This is a genomic window from Acinetobacter sp. YH12068_T, from assembly GCF_024606005.1.
In the GTDB taxonomy this organism is placed as follows: domain Bacteria; phylum Pseudomonadota; class Gammaproteobacteria; order Pseudomonadales; family Moraxellaceae; genus Acinetobacter; species Acinetobacter amyesii.
In genome coordinates this window covers 1,770,144-1,793,974 of the sequence record NZ_CP094555.1, presented here as the reverse complement: position 1 = coordinate 1,793,974, position 23,831 = coordinate 1,770,144, and the positions used below count along the sequence as shown (strand labels likewise).

At 40.5% G+C, this 23,831-nt stretch carries 19 protein-coding genes; 10 read left to right on the top strand and 9 right to left on the bottom strand.

Annotated features, from left to right (window positions below; genetic code table 11):
* Positions 1–167: 167 nt before the first annotated feature.
* Both MST18_RS08655 and MST18_RS08650 read right to left on the bottom strand, forming a co-directional pair.
* On the bottom strand, positions 168–887 hold the full coding sequence (locus MST18_RS08655) for a UDP-2,3-diacylglucosamine diphosphatase (protein ID WP_180133736.1): 720 nt from the start codon (positions 885–887) through the stop codon (positions 168–170).
* 138 nt (positions 888–1,025) lie between these two features.
* Entirely contained in the window at positions 1,026–1,535 is a 510-nt protein-coding gene (locus MST18_RS08650) for a peptidylprolyl isomerase (RefSeq protein ID WP_078193500.1), read from the bottom strand.
* A 168-nt stretch (positions 1,536–1,703) separates the two neighbouring features.
* Between MST18_RS08650 and MST18_RS08645 the strand changes: the two genes are divergently transcribed.
* Entirely contained in the window at positions 1,704–3,431 is a 1,728-nt protein-coding gene (locus MST18_RS08645) for a glutamine--tRNA ligase/YqeY domain fusion protein (protein WP_078193499.1), read from the top strand.
* 135 nt (positions 3,432–3,566) lie between these two features.
* The gene (locus MST18_RS08640) at positions 3,567–4,478 is read left to right on the top strand and encodes a bestrophin family protein (RefSeq protein WP_180133735.1); all 912 of its coding nucleotides are present in this window, start codon (positions 3,567–3,569) and stop codon (positions 4,476–4,478) included.
* Between the two features lie 9 nt (positions 4,479–4,487).
* On the opposite strand, the gene MST18_RS08635 is transcribed toward MST18_RS08640, so the two are convergent.
* Positions 4,488–5,411, bottom strand: coding sequence for a LysR family transcriptional regulator (locus tag MST18_RS08635; RefSeq protein ID WP_180133734.1), 924 nt, complete (start codon positions 5,409–5,411; stop codon positions 4,488–4,490).
* 96 nt (positions 5,412–5,507) lie between these two features.
* Here MST18_RS08635 and MST18_RS08630 point away from each other — a divergent pair, with 96 nt between their 5' ends.
* Entirely contained in the window at positions 5,508–6,569 is a 1,062-nt protein-coding gene (locus tag MST18_RS08630) for an aldo/keto reductase (RefSeq protein WP_180133733.1), read from the top strand.
* Positions 6,570–6,652: 83 nt separating this feature from the next.
* A complete protein-coding gene (locus MST18_RS08625; protein WP_373684455.1) occupies positions 6,653–7,120 on the top strand; it encodes an SRPBCC domain-containing protein in 468 nt (155 codons plus the stop codon).
* Positions 7,121–7,233: 113 nt separating this feature from the next.
* Here the strand turns inward: MST18_RS08625 and MST18_RS08620 are convergent, their stop codons facing one another.
* Positions 7,234–7,770, bottom strand: coding sequence for a lecithin retinol acyltransferase family protein (locus MST18_RS08620; protein ID WP_111883727.1), 537 nt, complete (start codon positions 7,768–7,770; stop codon positions 7,234–7,236).
* Between the two features lie 135 nt (positions 7,771–7,905).
* Here MST18_RS08620 and MST18_RS08615 point away from each other — a divergent pair, with 135 nt between their 5' ends.
* Positions 7,906–8,682 carry a phosphodiester glycosidase family protein gene (locus MST18_RS08615; protein WP_257227537.1) on the top strand — a complete coding sequence of 259 codons (777 nt, stop codon included), beginning with the start codon at positions 7,906–7,908 and terminating at the stop codon, positions 8,680–8,682.
* Positions 8,683–8,738: 56 nt separating this feature from the next.
* Here MST18_RS08615 and MST18_RS08610 read toward each other — a convergent pair whose 3' ends face one another.
* The 4 genes from MST18_RS08610 to putA all read right to left on the bottom strand — a co-directional run bounded on the left by MST18_RS08610 (position 8,739) and on the right by putA (position 14,772).
* Positions 8,739–8,987: a hypothetical protein gene (locus MST18_RS08610; protein ID WP_180133731.1), complete on the bottom strand. Its 249-nt coding sequence runs from the start codon at positions 8,985–8,987 to the stop codon at positions 8,739–8,741.
* A 263-nt stretch (positions 8,988–9,250) separates the two neighbouring features.
* On the bottom strand, positions 9,251–9,475 hold the full coding sequence (locus MST18_RS08605; RefSeq protein WP_078188679.1) for a hypothetical protein: 225 nt from the start codon (positions 9,473–9,475) through the stop codon (positions 9,251–9,253).
* Between the two features lie 252 nt (positions 9,476–9,727).
* Complete coding sequence (gene trmA / locus MST18_RS08600) at positions 9,728–10,810, bottom strand: tRNA (uridine(54)-C5)-methyltransferase TrmA (protein WP_078193491.1); 1,083 nt, start codon at positions 10,808–10,810, stop codon at positions 9,728–9,730.
* Positions 10,811–11,040: 230 nt separating this feature from the next.
* On the bottom strand, positions 11,041–14,772 hold the full coding sequence (gene putA, locus MST18_RS08595; RefSeq protein WP_180133730.1) for a trifunctional transcriptional regulator/proline dehydrogenase/L-glutamate gamma-semialdehyde dehydrogenase: 3,732 nt from the start codon (positions 14,770–14,772) through the stop codon (positions 11,041–11,043).
* Positions 14,773–14,905: 133 nt separating this feature from the next.
* Here putA and MST18_RS08590 point away from each other — a divergent pair, with 133 nt between their 5' ends.
* Positions 14,906–15,400: an Lrp/AsnC ligand binding domain-containing protein gene (locus MST18_RS08590; protein ID WP_180133729.1), complete on the top strand. Its 495-nt coding sequence runs from the start codon at positions 14,906–14,908 to the stop codon at positions 15,398–15,400.
* 61 nt (positions 15,401–15,461) lie between these two features.
* Here MST18_RS08590 and putP read toward each other — a convergent pair whose 3' ends face one another.
* On the bottom strand, positions 15,462–16,964 hold the full coding sequence (gene putP / locus MST18_RS08585) for a sodium/proline symporter PutP (protein WP_180133728.1): 1,503 nt from the start codon (positions 16,962–16,964) through the stop codon (positions 15,462–15,464).
* A 423-nt stretch (positions 16,965–17,387) separates the two neighbouring features.
* On the opposite strand from putP, the gene aspA reads away from it, so the two are divergent.
* The 4 genes from aspA to MST18_RS08565 all read left to right on the top strand — a co-directional run bounded on the left by aspA (position 17,388) and on the right by MST18_RS08565 (position 23,830).
* Positions 17,388–18,836 (top strand): aspartate ammonia-lyase, encoded by a 1,449-nt coding sequence (gene aspA, locus MST18_RS08580; protein WP_257249993.1) that lies wholly within the window; start codon positions 17,388–17,390, stop codon positions 18,834–18,836.
* A 333-nt stretch (positions 18,837–19,169) separates the two neighbouring features.
* Entirely contained in the window at positions 19,170–19,526 is a 357-nt protein-coding gene (locus MST18_RS08575) for a hypothetical protein (protein WP_078193486.1), read from the top strand.
* A 179-nt stretch (positions 19,527–19,705) separates the two neighbouring features.
* Entirely contained in the window at positions 19,706–23,173 is a 3,468-nt protein-coding gene (gene mfd / locus MST18_RS08570) for a transcription-repair coupling factor (protein ID WP_180133742.1), read from the top strand.
* A gap of 222 nt (positions 23,174–23,395) precedes the next feature.
* Positions 23,396–23,830 carry an HIT domain-containing protein gene (locus MST18_RS08565; RefSeq protein WP_067762788.1) on the top strand — a complete coding sequence of 145 codons (435 nt, stop codon included), beginning with the start codon at positions 23,396–23,398 and terminating at the stop codon, positions 23,828–23,830.
* Position 23,831 lies beyond the last annotated feature (1 nt).

Sequence of the window (23,831 nt, the reverse complement as noted above, 5' to 3'; positions counted from 1 at the left end):
AAGTTTAAACTTTGTTTTTTTAAGATTTTAAATGACGTTAATCTGCTATATGTAGGATGCAGTTCAATTGATAATCTGTTGAGATAGTCTGGTAAAAGGCTATGTCTTGATATCTGGATGTATTGTTTTAACCAAATATGACGGCAGGTTTAACTAAAGTCTAAGGGTTAGTAAGACCATTTTTTTAATTTTAAATCACTCACAGATGGGTTTTCACCAACCTCTAATATTTGAGCTTGTTCTGCGCGCCAGTCCCCTAAAACGATACGTAGTTTTCCATGCACATCATGTATTTGGGGCCGGTGGGTATGTCCATGAATCAGTAGATCGGCATGCTCTAAAGCTTTTTCTACAGCTTCGGCATTTACATCCATGATTTCATAAGATTTAACTTGCTTGGTTTCTGTACTTTTTTTGCGGAAGCCATTGGCGATTTTTTGTCGAATGCTAAGCGGTAAGCTTTTTAAGAAACCTAAAAGGAAAGGATTACGAATCACTTTACGAAACTTTTGGTAAGACACATCATCGGTGCAAAGTAAATCGCCATGTTCGAGGCGAATTTTATAGTTGCCAATGTGGAGATAATCCACGTCTTGTAATAATTGACCGTGAAATTTATCTAAAAACTTTTGACCCAATGCAAAGTCACGATTACCCACTTGGAAATAAATTTGATTTCCCAACGCAGTAAAATCTTTAAGCGCTGCAATGATTTCGTCTAACCATGGGGCAGTAAAGTCATCACCAATCCAAGCATTAAACCAATCACCTAAAATATACAGCTGGGTATTTTGAGTTTTGTATTGTTCTAACAAAGCTAAAAACCCCCGAACGAGTCGAGGGTGTTCAGGTGACAAATGTAAATCAGCGATAAACAGATAGGTCACGAATCTTTTCCTTATTCTAAAAATCCCTCCCAGCCTCCCTTTAGAAAAGGGAGGAGTTCCGACATTTATTTCATATTGAAACTCCCTCCTTTATTAAAGGGACTTGCGCAGCAATGCTACTCAGGGAGGATTTAAAAATTATTCAGAAATGATTTTAGCTGATTCGATTACAACGTTCTCTAGAGGAACGTCTGCGTGGTAGCCACGGTTACCAGTGCGAACGCTTTTGATTGCGTCAACAACGTCAAGACCTTCAACTACTTTACCAAATACTGCATAGCCCCAACCTTGCGCTGTTTTACCAGTGTGGTTAAGGAAGGAGTTGTTTTTAACGTTAATGAAGAATTGAGCTGAAGCAGAATGAGGTGCTTGAGTACGTGCCATAGCGATCGTACCAACATCATTGCTTAAACCGTTGTCAGCTTCGTTTTCAATAGAATCACGAGTTGTTTTTTCTTTGAAGTTTTCATCCATGCCGCCGCCTTGGATCATGAAACCATCAATAACACGGTGGAAAATCACGCCGTCATAGAAACCATCGCGAACATACTGTAAGAAGTTTTCAGCAGTTTTAGGTGCTTTTTCAGTGTTAAGCTCAAGAACAATACGACCTTTATTGGTGTTTAATTCGACTTGAGGAAAACTCATTGTGTAATCTCCTGTACATGGACATGAAAGCCATGGGTTTTTTGGTTGTGAGAAGCATAAGCAAACTGTAAACTACAAGGCAAGTAAAAACGTTACTTTCTTTGTTAAAAATAAAGAAAAGCGTTTTAATTATCCTAATTTTATCTTTATAGAAGTGATTTTATTACCATGAAGCCAAACGATGTTGTTTCATCCCTGCCAAACAATCCGACAACCAAGAACAATGCCCCTGTCGAAGCTGCGCAGCAGGAACAACAGCCAGGCTTAGATTTTGTACGTCAAGTCATTACAGATGATTTATCTGCAGGTCGTACCGAACAAGTTGTAACACGTTTTCCACCAGAGCCAAATGGCTACCTACATATTGGTCATGTAAAAGCCATTTGTTTGAACTTTGGTATTGCTCAAGAATTCGCAGGTCTATGTAACCTCCGTTTCGACGATACAAATCCAGATGCTGAAGAACAAGAGTATGTAGACGGTATTGCCAATGACGTGAAATGGCTAGGTTTTGAGTGGAACGGCGAGCCACGTTATGCATCTAGCTATTTTGATCAGCTTTACACTTGGGCAGTGCAATTGATTGAACAAGGTGATGCTTATGTAGATTTGCAGAGCCCTGAAGAAATCAAACTAAACCGCGGTAATTTTGTGGAGCCGGGTAAAAATTCGCCGCAACGTGATGCTAGCGTAGAAGAAAACTTAGCGCGTTTTGAACAAATGCGTAATGGTGAGTTGGGAGAAGGTCAGGCAGTACTACGTGCCAAAATTGATATGACTTCACCTAACATCCATATGCGTGATCCTATTTTGTATCGTATTTTGCATTCTGAACATCACCAAACTGGTGATAAATGGAAAATGTACCCAATGTACGACTATGCGCATCCATTATCAGATGCCATTGAAGGGGTTACGCATTCACTGTGTACACTAGAGTTTGTTGATCACCGTCCATTCTATGACTGGGTTGTCGAGAAAGTTAAATCACCATCTGTACCACATCAGTATGAATCAAGCCGCCTAAATGTAGATTACACCATTACCTCTAAACGTAAATTACGTAAATTGGTTGAAGGTGGATTTGTGAATGGTTGGGATGACCCGCGTATGCCTACCGTTGTGGGTATGCGCCGTCGTGGCTTTACTCCAGAAGGTCTACGTGACTTCTGTAAACGTGTAGGTGTAACGAAAGTTGATGGCAGTATCGTAGATGTTGCAATGCTTGAATACTGCATCCGCCAGTCTCTAGAAAATACTGCTTCGCGTGGTATGGCAGTGTTGAATCCACTCAAAGTGACTTTAACTAACTTGCCTGAAGCAATGGATTTGGTGCATGCACGTCATCCAAATGTAGACATGGGTGACCGTATCATTCCGTTGACTCAAGACATTTACATTGATCGTAAAGACTTTGAAGAAGTTGCGCCTAAAGGCTTTAAACGTTTGATTCCGGGCGGTGAAGTACGTTTACGTCATGCGTATGTCATTAAGTGTGATGAAGTGATTAAAGACGAGAACGGTGAAGTGGTTGAATTGAAATGTTCAATCGACCCTGAAACTTTAGGTAAAAACCCTGAAGGCCGTAAAGTGAAAGGTGTTGTACATTGGGTTTCTGCAAGCAAGGGTATTGCTGCGGAAGTTCGTATCTACGACCGTTTATTCACTGAATCAGACCCTGAAGTGGGTGATGACTTCCTTGCAAACTTAAATCCAGAATCACTTAAAGTGGTTCAAGCGGTCATTGAGCCTGCATTGGCAGAAGCAAAACCTGAAGATCGTTTCCAATTTGAACGTGAAGGTTACTTTGTTGCAGATCAGTTTGATCATACAGCTGAAAAACCAGTGTTTAACCGCATCTTAGATTTGAAAGACAGTTTTAAACCGGGTAAATAAAATCTTAGTTTTTAAAGGGATTCATCTTTGAATCCCCAATAGGTTAAGATCAAGTAGGTTAAGATTAAGCTCAACTTCGGTTGGGCTTTTTTCATGCTTGAGATGGTTCATTAAGGCAGTACAGAGGGGAAATAAGTGATCATTCGAAATAAAAATAATAGCTTTAAACTTTTATTTGCATGGCATGGCACGATACTCCCAAAAGTCATGCCTGCGTTGGCTGTCGTCGTGAGTTTGTCGGCGATTTTGGTGTATCTAAGCGCTGCACACTACCTGAATACGCCTGAAGTTCCAGCCATCGGATTTACCATCTTTGGGGTAATTCTGTCGATTTTTTTGAGCTTTCGAAATACTGCCTGTTATGACCGTTGGTGGGAAGGGCGCAAGCTTTGGGGCTCATTGATTGCCAATACACGCCACATGATTCGTGATAGCCATGTCCTTGAAGATGAGCAAAGAACCGTGTTGATGTACCGCATCATGCTGTTTTGCAATTTGTTACGTGATCGCTTACGCCATGAATCACAAGATATTGCACATTTTAAAGACGGCGTAGCTTTGACGGATCAGCAATGGCAGCAATGCCGAGACAATATCAATGCACCACAGTATTTACTTGAAATTATTCAAAAAGATTTAGTCAAAACCTATAAACAAGGTCAGATTACAGACATTATTTACAGCACGCTCACACGTCATACTGTAGCGATGGGTGATATCCATGCAGGCTGTGACCGTATCATGACCACGCCATTACCATTTTCCTATTCGGTGCTTTTACATCGCGCGGTATATTCATTTTGTCTGATTTTGCCGTTTAGCCTAGAGGCCAGTTTAGGGATTTGGACACCTGTTATTGTGGCTTTGATTGCGTATTTATTTTTAGGTTTGGATGCGTTAAGTGCAGAACTGGAAGAGCCTTTTGGCTTGCAGGAAAATGATTTGCCGCTGGACTCGATTGTACGAAACATTGAGCGTGAAATGTATAGCAGCTTAGAAGTTGAACTTCCGCCGCTGATTAAGACTTTTAAAAGTAATTTAAGATAAATTCTTGGCCTAATTTTCAGATAAATTCGGCGATACGTACCAAGCATATTGATGCTGAAAATAATCGTCCAAGTGTCGCATAAAAGCCTGTACTTTAGGCGGAACAAAATGTCGATGCGGAATTACCACATAGATTGCAGTACTTTGAACAGGGATCTTGGGTAGAACTTGGATGAGCTGGCCAGATTGTAAATCTTCATCCACATGCCAGATGGAGTGGTTTGAGATGCCTAAACCTGCAAGTGCTGCTTGGCGTACGCCTTCACCTGAGTTGATATGAACTTGTCCTGAAACAGGTATATTTATGTTGTGTTGATCTTGGACGAATGTCCAAAGCTGCGAAACACCCTTAGAGTATTTCTGTAAAATGCATTGGTGTATAGAGAGCTCTTCTAGGGAGTGAGGTTCGCCATGTTGTTCGATATAGCTAGGCGAGGCACACAAAATACGACGGTTTAAGCTGAGCGGTTTAGCAATCAGTGATGAGTCTTCTAACTGTCCAATACGTATCGCAACGTCGATACCTGCGGAGACCAAATCTAAATTTTGATCGGTCTGTTCAATATCCAAAGTCAATGTTGGGTGTAGATTGGCAAAGGCTGCAAATACTGGCCCCATGATACGATTTCCAAAAACTTCTGAACAGGTGATTTTTAATGTGCCACTGAGTTGTTGTGGTTCAGGCTGAAATTGGCTCAGTAGCGAATTAAATTGTTCGAGTAAGGGAAATCCTTGCTGCAATAAAACAGCACCTTCCTGTGTTAAATGTAGCTGCCGTGTAGTGCGATGAAATAAGCGCAGCCCTAAACTATGTTCAAGTCTGTGTAGACGGCTACTAGCGACAGAAACAGAGAGATTGGCTTCTTTGGCAGCTTGACTGATTGAACCCAGTGCCGCCATTCGTGTGAATAAGTCGAAATCTTCAGTCAGCATTATCAATATAATCAAGAAAGTCTTTCTCGATATTCAGGGTTTTTCTGATAAATATCTGTGCCTATTCTGTGTATAAATAAAACACAGGAATTCACCATGAACTATCTCAACCTAGGGCAATCTGGCTTACAAGTTTCAGAGTTCGGCTTTGGTGCAGGTACATTTGGCGGGCAAGGCCCTATTTTCTCTGCATGGGGGCTAGCGAGCTTAAATGATGCTCAGCGCATGATTGATCTCTGTATTGATCAAGGCGTGAATTATTTCGATACCGCAGATGCTTATTCAAATGGTGCCTCTGAGCAGATGCTCGGTGCATTACTTCAATCAAAACGCCAAGAGGTGATTATTTCCAGCAAAGTGGGTATCCGATTGAATGATGAAATCAATCAAGGTGGATATTCTAGAAGCTATTTAATTCAAGCCGTGGAGGCGAGTTTAAAGCGGTTAGGCACAGATTATATTGATGTGCTGCAACTACATCAGTTTGATAGCACGACGCCACTTGAGCAGCTGATGCGCAGTTTAGATGACTTGGTACGTAGTGGAAAAGTTCGCTATATCGGTGCATCGAATTTTTCAGGCTGGCAGCTTATGAAAGCACAGTCGATTGCCCAACAGCATGGCTATGAAAAGCTAAGTGTGCATCAAGTCTATTATTCTTTGATTGGACGTGACTATGAATGGGAGTTGATGCCTGCGCAGCATGATCAACACATTGGTGCAGTAGTTTGGAGTCCGTTGGGTTGGGGGAGATTAACAGGAAAATTTGATCGTGAGCATGCGATTCCAAAGCAAAGTCGGCTGCATGAAACGGCACAATTCGCACCGCAAGTTCGACATGAAAAGTTATTTGCAGTCTTAGATGTAATGCAAGAAATTGCCATGGAAACAGGGCACTCTATCCCGCAGATTGCATTGAATTGGCTGAAAACCAGACCGACTGTGTCTAGTATTTTGATAGGCGCACGTAATGAACAGCAACTGTTGGATAACCTTGCGGCGAAAGATTGGTCGTTAAGCGTAGAGCAGTTAGCCCGATTAGACGCAGTCAGTGCAGTGTATCCACCTTATCCATACTATCCCTATTGGAATGGGCAATTTACAGAGAAGAATCCCACGCTAGTGACATCAGCATTTATTACAGAACATACAGCATAATAGGGCAATAACAATTCAGTGGTAGGCAATGATCAGTGCTCTGTGCTATCACTGAATAAAATTAAAATACTGTAGGAATGCTGATGAGTGTCGTGATTGAAACCCAGATGTTAATTCGTAAGTCCATCAATATCGTATTTAATGCATTTGTTGATCCTTTAATTACACAGCATTTTTGGTTTAGTGCATCAAGTGGCTATCTAGAAGAAGGTAAAACCGTGCAATGGACTTGGCAAAAATATAATGCAGTAGCCAATGTAGACGTGTTGAATCTTAAAGAAAACCAATTAATTCAAATACAGTGGGGGGCACCAAAAACTCAGGTCGATTTTATTTTTGAGCAAATTAGCCCGATGGAAACCTATGTTCGCATCAAAAACTCTCAGATTCCTCTGCAAGGTCAGGCATTGATTGATTTTATTATTGATAGTACAGGTGGTTTTACAACGGTTTTGGATGCAGCCAAAATTTATTTAGAACATGGCCTGCAAAGTAATTTGGTAGAAGATAAATTTCCACCTTTTAGCAATGTGAAGAGTGACCAAGATTAAGCATGACATCTGATACGTGGTAAGCAAAATCTTGTGTATTGGCACAGGATCTCTAAGTAAAGTTTGATGTATTGAAATTTGATAAAGCCACAGTTCAACGATGCTGTAGTGGATTAACGATTTTTATGTTCTTCACGCTTTAAATAGGTATAAACCGGCATCTGCATTTTGGCTTTTTCGCGCAGTTTCTTTTTAATATAGAACACCAGTGCAAAGCAAGTAGTGGTCACGGTCAGCATCATACTGCTCATAAAGCTCATCAGAGAACTGACATAGCCAATCGTGGTGAGTCGGTTCATCATACGGAATACTTGTGGACTACTTTCAACACCAGTAATGGCCCAGGTGCATAAGTGTTCACAGTTATTAATAATCAGATGATAGTTGTTTTCATGCATACGTGAGCGCATGCGACGCACCACTTTACGACCTTTAAATTTTGGATTGCTATATGACTGAACGATAATTTTTTTGCCGTGGCTGAAATTTTCGATAGAAGTCATTTCAATTGGATGTTTTTTGAAAAGGTGTGCAAAACCAGAGTAGTGAATGACTCTACCGCGGCCGGCATATATGCCATGATGGCTATAACCGAAGTGTTTAACAATCAGATGTGTTCCAAGAGGAAAACCATCTTTCTGCACGTGCATGAATTTACCAGTCCTACTTTAAATCCGAATTATTTTTAAAGATTAGTCTACTTTTAATCTGTGAATTAATCGACTATTTTAGCGATGATTTAGCTAAAATTTGTTCGATTTTTAACGTGCACTATGGATAGGGTCATGCTTGGTCTTCAATCAACCTCAATGTTTAAAAAAATGCGCTTTATGATGCTGCTCGGTCTGATTTTCTCACCGAGTATTTCCTATGCCAATATTCAAGCGAAACGTGTCAGTCAGCCCATTGCCGTGGATATGGTTGAAATTTTGGATCTGAGTCAACTCAAGCTCTATTTATATGATGCAGAGCAGCAGCCATATCGAGACTTACAGCGTTTAAAGCAGGCATTAGCGCGTAAGTGTAATACGATGAACTTCGCAATGAATGCAGGGATGTATCATGCAGACTTAGCGCCTGTTGGTCTTTACGTTGAAAATGGGCTGCAGAAAAAAGCCTTGAATCGTGCAACACGAGGCTTTGGTAATTTTTTAATTCAGCCGAATGGTGTTCTGGCATGGAATGACAAGCAAGCGGTGATATTAACTACACAAAAATATGCTTCCACAGATTTTAAGGCACGTTATGCAACGCAGTCAGGTCCAATGCTGGTGGTAGATGGAAAAATCAATCCAAACTTTATCCCACAGTCAGATTCATTGAAAATCCGCAATGGCGTGGGGATCAAGAACGGGAAGTTGTATTTTGTGATCAGTCGTGAAGGCGTGTCGTTTTATGCATTTGCACAATATTTTAAGAAGCAATTATCGATTAACAATGCCTTGTATTTAGATGGATCTGTGTCTAGTGCAGATATTCAAGCATTGAATAGACATGATTCAAGTTTGAAACCTTTAGGGCCAATTGTAGCGTATACAACAGCATCTCAATGCAAACAATAAAAGCCCGAATAATCGGGTTTCATCTGTACAGTGTTTAGATTGATAGAAACTACTGTTTATTTGCCGACTAAACCTAAAAAGGTACTTTGGGTTTGGCACATTTGAATGGCTTGTTCTTTAGATTGTTTTTTAATACTTTCTTCAAACTGTTTTTTCTGTTCTTTGATTTGTTCTTCGTTTAAGCCCATTTGTTTCGACAAGGCTTCGAGTTTATCCCTGGATTCTTCGCATTCTTTGGGGATTTGGCTACAAGCACTTAGACTAAGTATACAGCAGGCGATTAGGCAAATTGTTAATTTATTCATGTTCATTCCTTTAGTTTTTATATCAATCCAGTTTAGTGGTTATCTGCTTTTTATTTGATGCAATATTAGGTTTTATTGTCGTGTGTTTAAAAATTAGACATCACTGAGTTGCCTTAGAGCATAGCATAAAAGCTGTAAATAGCGATGTGGCCAATCCACAAAACCTGATCTGTAAATAAGCGGCATACTTTTGATTAGACTAAAAAATGAAAAAGGCACTCTGTAAAACAGAATGCCTTGTTTGAACATTGAATGTTCAGACTCTACTGTAGAGGTAGATGCTGGATTTCATTTAATTCCTTACGGCTATAACCGCGCGAAGCGAGTACTTTTTTGATACCGAGGATAACATCTTCATCCGTTGCCTTTGTAAGAGCAGCAATAAGCTGTTCATTGGTTTTACAAGAGCAATCATTTTCAACACAGGCAATTTGATTCTTATGCCCGTTTTGCTGTTCTTTAGCGAACAACTTATGCCAAAAACTCATAGAGCCTTCATTTGCGACCTAACATAGGACGAAATATAACCAATCCAATAAATAAAGCAAGACTACTAAAGTGATATTTTAGCCAGTTGAATGATCATTTTTTCGATTGGACTTTTAGAATCTTTGCCTAATTGATATAAAAAGGCATCCATTGCACTGCATGTGGCGAGAAAATAAAGCTTTTTTAGCATATAAAAAAGGAGCTTTTAGAAAGCTCCTTTTATGACAGCAACATGACTTGAAATAATTTGTTTAAATCTTCTCAAGAAACACACCAGACTCTACATGGTGTGTATAAGGGAATTGATCAAACAAGGCAAATTTACTGATTTTATGCGTTTGTGAAAGCAGTTTAAGATTGTCATGTAAAGTATCTGGGTTGCATGAAATATAGATAATGCGTTCAAAACGTTGTAACAGTTTTAATGTTTCATCATCGATACCTGCACGCGGTGGATCGACAAATACCGTATCGAAGTTATAGCTTGAAATTTCAATCTCAGCTTCTTCAAGGCGGCGGAATGTACGTTCAGCATTGTAGGCTTGGGTAAACTCTTCAGCTGAAAGACGAGCCACTTGGATATTATCAATACCATTTTGCTCAATATTCCACTGTGCTGCATAGACTGAAGACTTGGCTAATTCTGTTGCCAAAACGCGATTAAAGCGTGTTGAAAGAGGCAGCGTGAAATTACCATTACCACAGTAGAGCTCAAGTAAGTCTTTGTCTGAATGATCCGCAACCTGACACGCCCATTCCAGCATTTTTTGACATACGCCGGCATTTGGCTGTGTGAAGCTACTTTCAATTTGTTTATACTGATATTTACGGTCAAATACTTGGAGTTCTTCAACCACATAGTCATCAGTTAAAATCACGCGCTGACCACGACTACGACCATAAATCTTGATATTGAGCTTTTCAGACAGCGCTTTGGCAGCAACTTCCCATTCAGCATTGAGCGGGCAGCGGTAAACCAATGAAACCAGCATTTCACCTTTCAGCGTTGCTAAGAAATGAACTTCAAATAATCGGCTAGATAAGATCTCTTGTGCTTTGAGTTCATTTAATAATACGGGCATTAAATCATTAATGCTTTTATCTGCAATCGGGAAATCTTTAATTTCGACAACTTGTTTTTCATTGTCTGCATTGCGTTCAAACATTGCATAGAACATATCATTTTCAGTATGCCAAATTCGGAATTCCGCTCGCATACGAAAGTTTTGTTCAGCAGAAGGAAAAACTTCTAAAGAGGGAGGGTTGTATTCTGAAAATTGAGCCGTAATGCGGGCAACTTTGGCATCAAGTTGTTGCTGATAAGTTGAAGTCATATGCAGTAAAAAATCGCAAACATATTAAAAAAAGTCATGTTAGCAAAATTCACCTTATAAGACTAAATTAATTCCACTTTTGGCTGTATTTATCTGTCGAGAAAATGAGTCTGAATGCGTTAAACAGAATATTTATCTAGGGGTAGTTAAAAAAAACGCTCAATCTTTATGGAACATTCATAAAGATTGAGCTAAGTGAGGAACTGATTAGTTGGAGTTCATTCGAATGTTTAATTCATCGTCATTAAGCTGGCATTACCACCGGCTGCCGCAGTATTGACACTGATTGCCCGCTCAATCACGAAACGTTCTACAGGGATGTCATATTGGCCTGAAGCTAAATGCGTAATGCCAATAATTGCACCTTCACGAGAAGCGATAACCTGTTGAATCTTTAATAACTCAGTTTGTTCACCATGGTGTAAAACCGCATCAAAATTGCCATGATAAATATCCGTGATCACTTTAAATTGGTCCACGAGGATTTTCGGCATGCTATTTAAGTGTTTTAACACAAAAGTATTGTCTGCAAGTACCACGGGTTGACTACCCACCGATAAAATCGCAGCAATTTGATTCAGTTGATCTGCATCATTATTGGCTAGTGAAAGTACACCTTTACGTGCCAAAATGGCATATTGGTTGTTTTCACCAGTAGGGCCTTGCAGTTCAAAACTTTGTCCTACGGCTATGGCCTGCGGTGCTTGAATGGCAATGCCTGCAAAATGTTGCTTCGCCCAAGCGTTAAAAGCTTCATATGCAGGGAAGTGTGCAGCTTGTGTTTCTGCCTGAGCAGCATAAGGTGTAGCCAATTTTTTCTCAGAAATTTGATGCATTAAACGGTAAAGATATAAAGGACCGCCAGCTTTTGGACCTGTACCTGATAAGCCTTCGCCGCCAAAAGGTTGTACACCAACCACAGCACCTACAATATTACGGTTAATGTACAGGTTGCCGACTTCTGCATGACCGATAACTTTTTGAATCGTGTCATCAATACGTGTATGCAAGCCCATGGTTAAACCATAACCTTTGGCATTAATTTGTGTTAATAGGTTTTCAATCTCACCATATTTGTAGGTAATTAAATGCAATACTGGCCCAAAAACTTCGCGTTCTAAATCATTTAAATTTGGCAGTTCAATCAAAGTTGGTGCAACGAAAGTTCCCGTACTTAAGGCATTGCCATCAGCATTAAACATGATTTGATGTACTGGATAGCCTTTGCTACGCATCTTCTCAATATGTTTTTCAATATTTTGCTGTGCTTCAAGGTCGATCACTGGGCCAATGTCAGTTGCTAAAAGTGCAGGATTTCCGACACGAAGTTGCTTCATCGCACCTTGTAACATGGTACGGACAACGTCCACATTATCTTCTTGTACACAGAGAATACGTAGGGCAGAACAGCGTTGACCTGCACTGTCATAGGCAGAGTTAACGACATCCAATACCACTTGTTCTGTCAATGCTGATGAGTCAACAATCATGGCATTTTGACCGCCAGTTTCAGCAATCAATACCACGCTTTCGCCAAATTGGTTTAAGCGCTGTGCCACGGTTTTTTGCAAGATACGTGCGACTTCCGTTGAGCCAGTAAACATGATGCCTTGGACACGTGAGTCCGCGCTGAGTTTGGCACCAATGGTTTCGCCACGGCCAGGAAGGAGTTGCAATACATCGAAGGGAACACCTGCTTCCCATAAAATATGTACAGCTTGAGCAGCAATCAGTGGCGTTTGTTCAGCAGGCTTGGCAATCACGGTATTACCTGCAACCAAGGCTGCAGCAATTTGACCTGTGAAAATAGCAAGCGGGAAGTTCCATGGGCTAATGCACAGCACAGTACCTAGGGGTTCAATTTGCGTATTTTCTGCTAGATCAATCATTTGAGCTGCATAATAACGTAGGAAATCTACAGCTTCACGGACTTCAGCAATAGCATTGGCATAAGTTTTACCACTTTCACGTGACAACAACACCATGAGAGATTGCAATTGTGCTTCCATCAAATCTGCCGCACGATTTAAGCATGCTGCACGCTGATCTTTGTCTAAAGTTTTCCATGAAGCTTGGGCATTTACCGCATTATTGAGAGCGATTTCCGCTTGCTCTAGACTAGCTTCACTGACACTGCCGACCACATCATTACGGTTTGCAGGGTTTGTAATGTTGATACTTGCAGTATGAATTTCTTCTAAATTAGCACCCATTGCACTAGCATGCCATTGGGTGTGTGCATGCTGTACTGCCGTGGTATTGAGCTGAGATAAGTCGCGATCATTGGCTAAATCGAGTCCTTTTGAGTTACGACGTTCTGAGCCATACAAATCTTGCGGAAATGGGATGGATGGATGCTTAGCGCCAGTGATACCTTCTTTTTCAGCCGTCGCTAATATCGTCTGTCTTGGATTTTCAATTAAATCTTCAATTTTTAAGTTTTTATCTGCAATACGGTTGACGAAAGAGGTATTCGCACCATTTTCCAGTAAACGTCGAACCAAATAGGCCAATAAGGTTTCATGGTTACCCACTGGTGCATAAATACGACATGGCACACCCAGTTTGTTGTCAGACTTTGAACCCACCACTTGTTCATAGAGGGGTTCACCCATGCCGTGAAGGCACTGGAATTCATACTGGCCTGGATAGTAAATCTCTGGCTGTGCTAATTGGTAGATCGTAGCAACAGTTTGCGCATTGTGTGTTGCAAACTGAGGATAAATTTGCTCAGGCGCTGCCAAGAGCTTTTTAGCACATGCAATATAAGACAGGTCGGTATGAACTTTGCGCGTAAATACAGGATAGTCACTCATACCTTCAATTTGCGCTTTCTTAATTTCGCTGTCCCAGTATGCACCTTTCACTAAGCGGATCATTAAACGTTTTTGGCTACGCTTAGCGAGGTCAATAATATGGTCGACTACATAGAAACAGCGTTTTTGGTAGGCTTGAATCACAAATCCAATGCCTTTCCAATCCGCTAATTTAGGCTCAAAACATAGGCGCTCAAGTAGTTCCAAAGAAATTTCAAGGCGGTCAGTTTCTTCAGCATCAATGTTTAGACCAATATTGTAATGCTTGGCTAATACTGCAAGTTCAAGCACTTTGCCATAAAGTTCGTTATGCACACGGTCGATCTGTGAACGTTGATAGCGCGGGTGTAGGGCAGACAATTTGATCGAAATACCTGCGCCGTTATAAACATCCTTACCTTCAGAGGCTTGACCAATCGCGTGGATCGCATCGGTATAGTCTTGATAATAACGTTCTGCATCAGGTTCAGTTAATGCTGCTTCACCCAACATGTCATATGAATAACGGAAGCCTTTGTCTTCTAAAATTTCTGCATGTTTAAGCGCTTCATTGATGGTTTCACCTGTAACAAACTGTTCGCCCATCATACGCATAGCCACGTCTACAGCTTTACGGATAATGCCACGTCCACTGCGTGCTAAAATACCGGTCAGTAGGCTAGACAGACTTTTTTGTTGAGGGGTTTCCATCAGTTTGCCCGTCAGCATTAAGCCCCAAGCAGCAGCATTTACGAACATGAGGCTACTTTGGCCAACATGATCTTTCCAGTTACCTTGGTTGATTTTATCTTTGATCAGTAAATCACGTGTTGCTTTGTCTGGAATACGGAGTAGCGCTTCAGCTAAACACATGAGCGCGATGCCTTCCTGAGAAGACAATGAAAACTCTTGTAGCAAGCCTTGCACAATGCCTGCTTTACCTGTACCGCTTTTACGTTCACGTAATGAATGGGCTAAGTCAAAAGCCAATTGTTGAATTTGATCGCTGATCGGGGAAGGGATTTCACTGTGTGCTAATAAGTTTTCAATGCACTCAGTTTCAGCACGACGCCATGCTGTATTAATCGATTGTTCAAAGCTATTCTTGTCTTTAAATTCAGTGATGTAGTCATCGCTTCCCGTGACTTCAAATACTTTTCCATTCATGTTTCAATTTTCCGTGTCAAAGTTCTATGACGAGCAAATAAATCTTGAGCTTGATCCTTTATTTAATTTATCATCACAGAATATTTAGCAAATAACTCACTATAGTTTTAATAATATTTAGAGAAAAATTCAGATGAGTAGCCCATATTTGAGCTTAGACCGTATAGATATTCGAATTTTAGAGCTGCTGCAAGAAGATGGAAAATTGTCCAATATTAAGCTTGCAGAAATGGTGAATTTATCACCCACTGCGGCGTTGGCACGTGTGCAAAAATTATCGAAAGAAGGCTTTATTTTAGGCTATGAAGCACGTTTAAATCCGGTCTTACTAAATAATGAATTTGTGGTTTTTGTGGAGATTTTACTAGATAAAACTACGCCCAATGTATTGGAAGATTTTTCGGATGCAGTGCGTCAAATTCCAGAAATTGTAGAATGTCATATGATCAGCGGCGGTTTTGATTTTGTAGTGAAAATACGCTGTGCAAATATGGAAGAATTTAGAAAAATTTCAGGGCAGGTGCTTTGGCAATTACCTGGTATCAAGGAAACGCGTAGTTATCCTGTAATGGAAGTAATTAAAGAAAGTATGCAAATTAAACTGAAACCTGCGGCTCGGCCGAAGTAGCTAATCATCAATAATTGAGTACTAAAAAGGGGCATTTAGCCCCTTTTTAGTGTCAAAAATTTTAGATTTCAGACATTTCTTTTTGATATTGCGCTTCGGCTTTTTCAAAGCGTTCAACCACATCCGCCTCTGGTGCTTTGCCCAATAAGCTCACCACAACGATACTGATCGCAGAGAAAATAAAGCCTGGAATGATTTCGTATAAACCAAGGTGGCCTAAGTAGTTTTTCCACACGATGACAGTCACAGCACCCACGATCATGCCAATGATTGCTCCGTTAAGCGTCATACGTTTCCACAGCAATGAAAGAATAATCAGTGGGCCAAATGCAGCACCGAAACCTGCCCATGCATAAGCCACTAAGCCTAAAACTTTACTTGCAGGGTTCATTGCAAAGGTGATTGCAAATACGGCAATTGCCAAAACCATCGCACGTCCAATCCAAACCAATTCTTTTTGCGATGCGTTTTTACGAATAAATCCTTTGTACAAATCTTCCGTCAAGGTTGTTGAACACACCAATAACTGACAGCTAAGTGTGCTCATCACCGCAGCTAAAATTGCGGCTAAAATAATCCCTGCAATCCACGGATTGAATAGAATTTTAGTCAATTCCATAAATACCGTTTCAGGGTTAGCATTAACGACGCTTGCTAGTTCTGGGTGGACTTGGAAGTAAGCAATACCGATATAACCCACTGCTACAGCACCGCCTAGACACAGGATCATCCATGTCATACCAATGCGTCGTGCATTCGGAATGGATTTAACAGAATCGGCTGCCATAAAGCGAACCAAAATATGCGGCTGACCAAAATAGCCTAAGCCCCACGCCATGCTGGATAAAATCGCAACTGTACTTAAGCCTTCAAATAAATTGGAAGCTTGCGGGCGAGCTGTTTCCAAAATAGCAGCAAGATTTTGACTGTTATCACCTAAAGCAAGGTAGGCGATGATCGGTGTGATCAGCAGTGCAAAGATCATTAGACCGGCTTGGAAAGTATCGGTCCAACTGATCGCTAAGAATCCACCTATACAGTCATAGCTGATGGTTGCAATGGCACCAATCCACAGTGCGGTTGTGTAGTTCCAACCGAATAAACTTTCGAAAAGTCGTGCGCCAGCCACCATGCCAGAAGCACAGTAAATCGCAAAGAAAACTAAAATCACTACAGCTGAAATGATACGTAAAATCTTTTTACGGTCTGCAAAACGGCTTGTGAAATAATCGGGCAGGGTCAGCGCATTATTTTGATATTCGGTATGAACACGCAAGCGACCAGCAACGATCAGCCAGTTCAACCAAGCACCGATAATTAAGCCGATTGCAATCCAAGCTTCGGAAAGACCAGATAGATAAATTGCACCAGGGAGACCCATGAGTAGCCAACCACTCATGTCGGATGCACCTGCTGAAAGTGCAGTCACAACACTTCCTAAACTTCGTCCACCTAAAATGTATTCGTCAAAGTTATGCGTAGCTCTGTAGGCATACAAACCAATGGCAAGCATTGCAAGAATATAAAAAATAAAGGTGACTAATGTCGGGTTTAAATGGCTCATAGGCGGTTCATCCTTAATGAAAGCAAATCATCTCTGTCCTAGATGAAAATTTGTACTTCTGTCGTAAGTCGCAGATTCAAGCACGATTTAAAAATTACACTCTGTAACCTTTAAGCATATTTTATGTATATTTTGTGTAAATACCATTTTTTCTTATTACAAATCGAATTTTTTATTGTACTGCTGAAATGTTGTCCAGACGGGAATTTAAATTTTGGTAAGCAACTCTACCTAAGACTTCTCATCACAAAAAGAGAACTAATGAAAATAGGTAAAAATTACACAATGTTACATATTGAACAAGAAATGTGCATTTGAAATATTTGGTTGCAAATGTGCATCACATCATCTGTAGTGAGATGATTTGAACAGGTCGAATATGAGGTATGCACAGTCTTGGTGCGTAATTAGAGGGAATGCGCAGTGACAACGGTTCAAATGGAAAAAACGAGAATAGAGCATGATTTATTGGGGCATAAATCAGTCCCGCAATCATGTTATTACGGCATACATACATTGCGTGCCATCGAAAACTTTCAAATATCAAAGCAGCATGTCGGACAAAATTTAAACTTTTTGCGCGCTATTGCTCAGGTAAAAAAAGCGTCAGCAGAAACCAATTACCAATTTAACTTAATACAAGATGATATTCGCCAAGCGATTCAGCAGGCGTGTGATGCATTGATTGATCATCCTGAACAATGGGCAGATTCATTTCCAATTGATATTTATCAAGGTGGAGCAGGCACTTCTATTAACATGAATGCCAATGAAGTCATTGCCAATATTGCCCTTGAGTTGCTCGGAGATGCTAAAGGCAGTTATCAACGGATTCATCCAAACGATCATGTTAATAAGTCACAATCCACCAATGATGTCTATCCAACAGCGCTGCGTCTAGCAACATTTAGCGCTTTTGATGCTTTATTTGTGGTTTTAAATCAGCTAATTGGAAGCTTACATATTAAAGCCGATGAGTTTAAACATGTCATCAAAATGGGGCGTACACAGTTACAAGATGCTGTTCCGATGACTTTGGGGCAAGAGTTCCGAGCATTTGCAACATTATTAAAAGAAGATTTGAAGTTGATTGAGCAAAATCGACAGCTTCTATTGGAAATTAATTTAGGTGCGACGGCAATTGGCACTGGCGTGAATTCTCCTGCAGGTTATGCGGCCAAGGCTGTAGAAAATCTGGCTCATTTGACTGGTTTAAAATTGCAAGGTGCAGAAGACTATGTCGAAGCAACCAGCGATTGTGGCGTGTTCATTTTATTATCCAGCTGCTTAAAACGTTTAGCTGTCAAACTTTCTAAAATTTGTAATGACTTACGTCTTTTAAGTTCGGGGCCACGTACAGGTCTAGCAGAAATTCGATTACCTGAGTTACAAGCTGGTTCGTCGATCATGCCTGCAAAGGTTAATCCTGTGATCCCTGAAGTGGTCAACCAAATTGCATTTCGAGTGATGGGTAATGATTTAACCATTACTTTGGCTGCGGAAGCAGGGCAATTACAATTAAATGTCATGGAGCCGGTGATTGCATTGTCCATGAACGAATCGATTGAGCTTTTGGTGAATGCAGTGAAAACATTAGATAGTAAATGTATTCAAGGCATTCAGGCAAATGAGCAAGCATGTTTAGATGCTGTGATGCGTAGTGTAGGAATCGTGACCTTACTCGATCCATATTTAGGTCATGCAAAATGTGATGAAATCGGTAAGCAATGTATTGCCGAAAATAAAACCATTCGCCAAGTGGTTTTAGAGCAAGAGCTGTTAACTGAAAGTCAATTAGATGAAATTTTCTCTATTGAAAATTTAGTTTCTGAAGTGACACCATTTAGTATGCCACTGGCTCAAGTGAGTTAAGTTCTTTTTAGACTTTTAAATAGCCCAATGATGAGTAAATGACGAAGGTTAATCCTTCGTTTTTTATTTGAAAATGATCAGTGGTAAATCTTGAAGACTAATCTGATGGCAGTGATGTATTAAGTATCTATTAGATACTTAAATTCTAAAAGTAAGTATTGGTTGAGAATAGGACACTATATTTGCTTAAGATCGTAATTATAGTTCTATATATAGTCATGAAGGTTTGGATGAAAAATTTAGCGCATAGATAAAGTCAGAAATACTTTAACTTGCCCAAAAAAGGATGTAATCGAAGTACAATAGGTTTTTTATCATGTTGTAGATAGTCAGATGTTTAATAAGTTAGTCGATTTATTCAAAGGCGCTAAAGAGTCGCCTGAGCAACTTTACTTAGAACAACACCACATTCAATATGATGAAACACAGGGCTATATCATTGAAGGCGTAGTTTTAAATACATTGTCTGAACGTATGGAATATCTGTCGAATAGAAAAATGACAAATTTCGATGATTTAAAACAGCTCTATGCCACTGCAATGATTATCAATGAAAAAATAGACTTGGAAATTGCAAGTCAACGCTTTGTTGCACGATTAGGCAATACTGAAGAAAATCTGTTGCAGTTTAAACTCTATGTCAAACTATTGAATGATTATTATCGTCAATTCATCCGTGATCGTAAGTAAGTGAATGGACTGCAGTGTTTGAGTTTGATGGGTGCGTTAATGGTACTCATCAATAGAAAATTCAATCGCAAATCTATATTGGTTAAAACACTGTATATAGTTGCTTAAATCTCGGAATGTAAAAAGCATCGTGTTAATATGATCACTAAGTGATTAAAACATTAAAAGCTATTTACATCATGTTCCAGCAAGAAATTTCACAACTCAATCTTAAACAGCTCAAAGCTGGCGAAAAGCGGTGGGTCGGAAACTTACAAGGCTCATCTGCTGCATTATTATTTAAAGAAATTAGCAAACAATCGAAACAGTTGTTTGTGATTGTAGCACGTAATAATCAGCATCTCGGGCAGTTAGAAAGTGAGCTGGAATTTTACGGAATTAAGCCGACTATTTTCCCAGATTGGGAAATTTTACCTTATGACCGGCTGTCGCCACATCAAGACATCGTTTCTGAGCGCTTGGCGATTTTGTCCAATATGCCACAGCAAGGTGTGTTGTTGGTTTCAGCAACAACTTTAGCGCAGCGAGTTGCGCCTGCATCTTGGGTATTAGGTGAACACTTTGATATTAAAGTAGGTCAAAAATTTGATATAGAACAACAAAAATTAAGATTAGTACAAGCGGGCTATCACTTGGTGGATACCGTTTATGATCATGGTGAATTTGCAGTACGCGGCAGCATCATGGATATTTACGCTTCGGGGCAAAGTTCACCGATTCGTATTGACTTATTTGATGATGAAATCGATACCCTCAAATTCTTTGATCCTGAAACTCAGCGAACCACCCAAAACTTAGATCATTTTACGGTTTTACCTGCAAAAGAATTTCCATTAAAAGAAGCGCGCTCACTGTTTCGTGATCGATATGCGGAAAATTTTCCGACGGCAAATCCAAAGAAAAATCCAATTTATCAGGATGTACAAGATGGCATAGCTTCACCGGGTATTGAGTTTTATTTTCCGTTGTTCTTCTCTGAACAAGCCATGAGAGAGCAAAGTACGCTATTTTCGTACTTACCAGAGAATGGCATTGTCATTACAGATAAAGCTATTGATGACACATTGATTCAGTTTTGGTCAGACATTGTGCGTCGTTATGAAGACCGTCGTCATAATGTCGACCAACCGATTTTGCCGCCAGAGCAGATTTTCCTACAACCAAATCAAGTGTTAGAACAATTAAATCTTTGCCGTCGTATAGTGGCTTCACCTGAGGCTTTTGATGAACGCACTGGCGTGATCAATCTTGCAGCTGAGATTCCACCCCGTTTACCTGTCGATCCAAAACGTGAAAAGCCATTTTCTGCGGTTAAGCAATATATAGATGCGGCAAATTATCCAGTGCTATTGGTGGCTGAAAGCGCAGGTAGACGTGAAACCTTAAAAGATGCATTGCGTCCAAGTTTGGGTGATATCCCGACGGTCGAAAGTTTTGATGATTTTATGCATTCTATGCACGCGATTGCGATCACCAATGCGCCCTTAGATCGTGGTTTATTGCTAACTGACAAACTCAGTGTAATTTCTGAAAATCAGCTGTATGAACACCGTGTGGTTCAACGTCGTCGTAAACGCCAACAGGAAGTATCAGAAGAGTTTCTTGTTCGTAGTTTAACCGAGCTAAGTATTGGCGCACCTGTGGTTCATATTGATTATGGTGTGGGGCGATATGCAGGTTTAATTACCTTGAGTATCGATGACCAAGACCATGAGTTTTTGCAGTTAGACTATGCCGATGCAGCTAAGGTGTATGTCCCTGTAACAAACCTGCATTTAATTAGCCGATATAGCGGTGGTGACCCTGATCTAGCACCATTACATAAATTAGGCACAGATGCATGGTCTAAAGCCAAACGCAAAGCTTTAGAGCAGATCCATGATGTGGCGGCAGAACTTTTGCATATTCAAGCACGTCGTCATTCGAAACCGGGTTATGGTTTTGAACTGGATCAGAGCCTCTATATGCAGTTTGCAAGTGGCTTCGCCTATGAAGAAACTTTAGACCAAGCCAATGCTATTGAAGCGACACTGTATGACATGCAACAAGCGAAGCCGATGGATCGCTTGGTTTGTGGTGATGTCGGTTTTGGTAAAACAGAAGTGGCCATGCGTGCTGCATTTGTGGCAGTACAAAATAACAAACAAGTGGCTGTACTTGTTCCAACGACGCTGTTGGCACAGCAGCACTACGAGTCTTTCAAAGACCGTTTTGCGGACTGGCCTGTACGTATTGAAGTCCTATCACGCTTTGGTTCATCAAAATCACATACCAAAACCATTGAAGACCTCGCAGAAGGCAAAGTGGATATTGTGATTGGCACACATAAAATCTTGCAGGAAAGTGTGCAATTTAAAAATCTCGGCCTCATGATCGTGGATGAAGAGCACCGTTTTGGTGTACGTGATAAAGAGCGAATTAAAGCCTTACGTGCCGATGTTGATATGCTAACGCTAACTGCAACGCCTATTCCACGTACGCTGAATATGGCTTTTAGTGGCATGCGTGATCTATCTATTATTGCAACGCCGCCTGCACGTCGACTTGCTGTGAAAACCTTTGTACAAGAGCATACTGGAGATTCGATCAAAGAAGCCATCTTGCGTGAATTGCTACGTGGTGGACAAGTGTATTTCTTACACAACGAAGTCGAGACCATTGAACGTACGGCAGAAACCTTACGGGAATTGGTCCCTGAAGCACGTGTTGCGGTAGCTCATGGTCAAATGCGTGAGCGTGAACTAGAGCAAATCATGCAACAGTTCTATCATAAAGAATATAACGTGCTGGTGTGTTCAACCATTATTGAAACTGGGATTGATGTGCCAAACGCCAATACCATTTTGATTGAACGTGCAGATAAACTGGGGCTGGCGCAGTTGCACCAATTACGTGGTCGTGTCGGCCGATCGCACCATCAAGCATACGCCTATTTACTTGTACCTTCGCTCAAAGGCTTAAAGGGTGATGCTGAAAAACGCCTAGATGCCATTTCGCGTGCATCAACTTTGGGCGCGGGTTTCATGTTGGCTACAGAAGACTTAGAAATTCGTGGTGCAGGTGAGTTGCTGGGTGAACAGCAAAGTGGCTCAATGCAAACCATCGGTTATAGTCTATATATGGAAATGCTTGAAAAAGCCACCAAAGCCATTCAAAAAGGCAAAACACCTAATTTTGACTCACCATTGTCATTAACGGCTGAAATTAGCATGCATATGCCAGCCTTAATTCCAGATGATTATTTGGGTGATGTACATCAACGGTTATTGTTCTATAAACGCATTAGTAATACGGATACTCAAGAGAAACTCGATAACATTCGTATGGAGTTGATCGATCGTTTTGGCTTACCACCACAAGCAGTTAAGCAGTTATTCTCTGTCCATCAGTTGCGTTTAAAAGCAGAACAATTGGGTATTACTAAAATTGATATCAGCTCACATGGCGGCAGTATTGAGTTCTCACCAGATACACCTGTTCAAGCCATATCCATCATCCAAATGATGCAAAAGCATCCGACTTTCTTCCGAATGGAAGGTGGACAGCGTCTAAAAGTGATGGTCATGCTCGAAGAATATGACAAACGCATTCAATTTATTAATGACTTATTAGACAATTTACTGAAGGAATTAGCGCCAAATCACTAGATTTGGCGTATAAATTGCTTGTTTAGAATGAGTAGATTTTATGCGTGTTTTTTATATAGAAGAAACGCTTGATTTTTTTGAAAAATTTATTAGAGTCATAAGCAAGCAACGTTTTATTCAAATGCGGTTTATTTGTAATGAAACATTCTGTACAGAATATTCACACCCATAAGGATGTGATAGTATTAGCCATCATTCTAATTTTGCATCATTTATAAAGATATGTTTAGTTTACATCCACAACTTGCTCAAGATACGTTTTATGTAGGCGACTTTCCTCTGTCAACATGTCGTTTGATGAATGATATGCAATTCCCGTGGCTTATTTTGATTCCACGTGTTCCGGGAATTACAGAGCTTTATGAATTAAGTCAGGCAGACCAAGAGCAGTTTTTACGTGAATCAAGCTGGTTATCAAGCCAATTGTCACGTGTATTCCGTGCAGACAAAATGAATGTAGCTGCATTGGGTAATATGGTTCCACAATTACATTTTCATCATGTTGTTCGTTATCAAAATGATGTGGCTTGGCCGAAACCAGTTTGGGGTACGCCAGCAGTTCCTTATAACAATGATGTCTTGGCACACATGCGCCAAACACTAATGCTTGCACTACGTGGTCAAGGTGATATGCCTTTTGATTGGCGTATGGACTAAT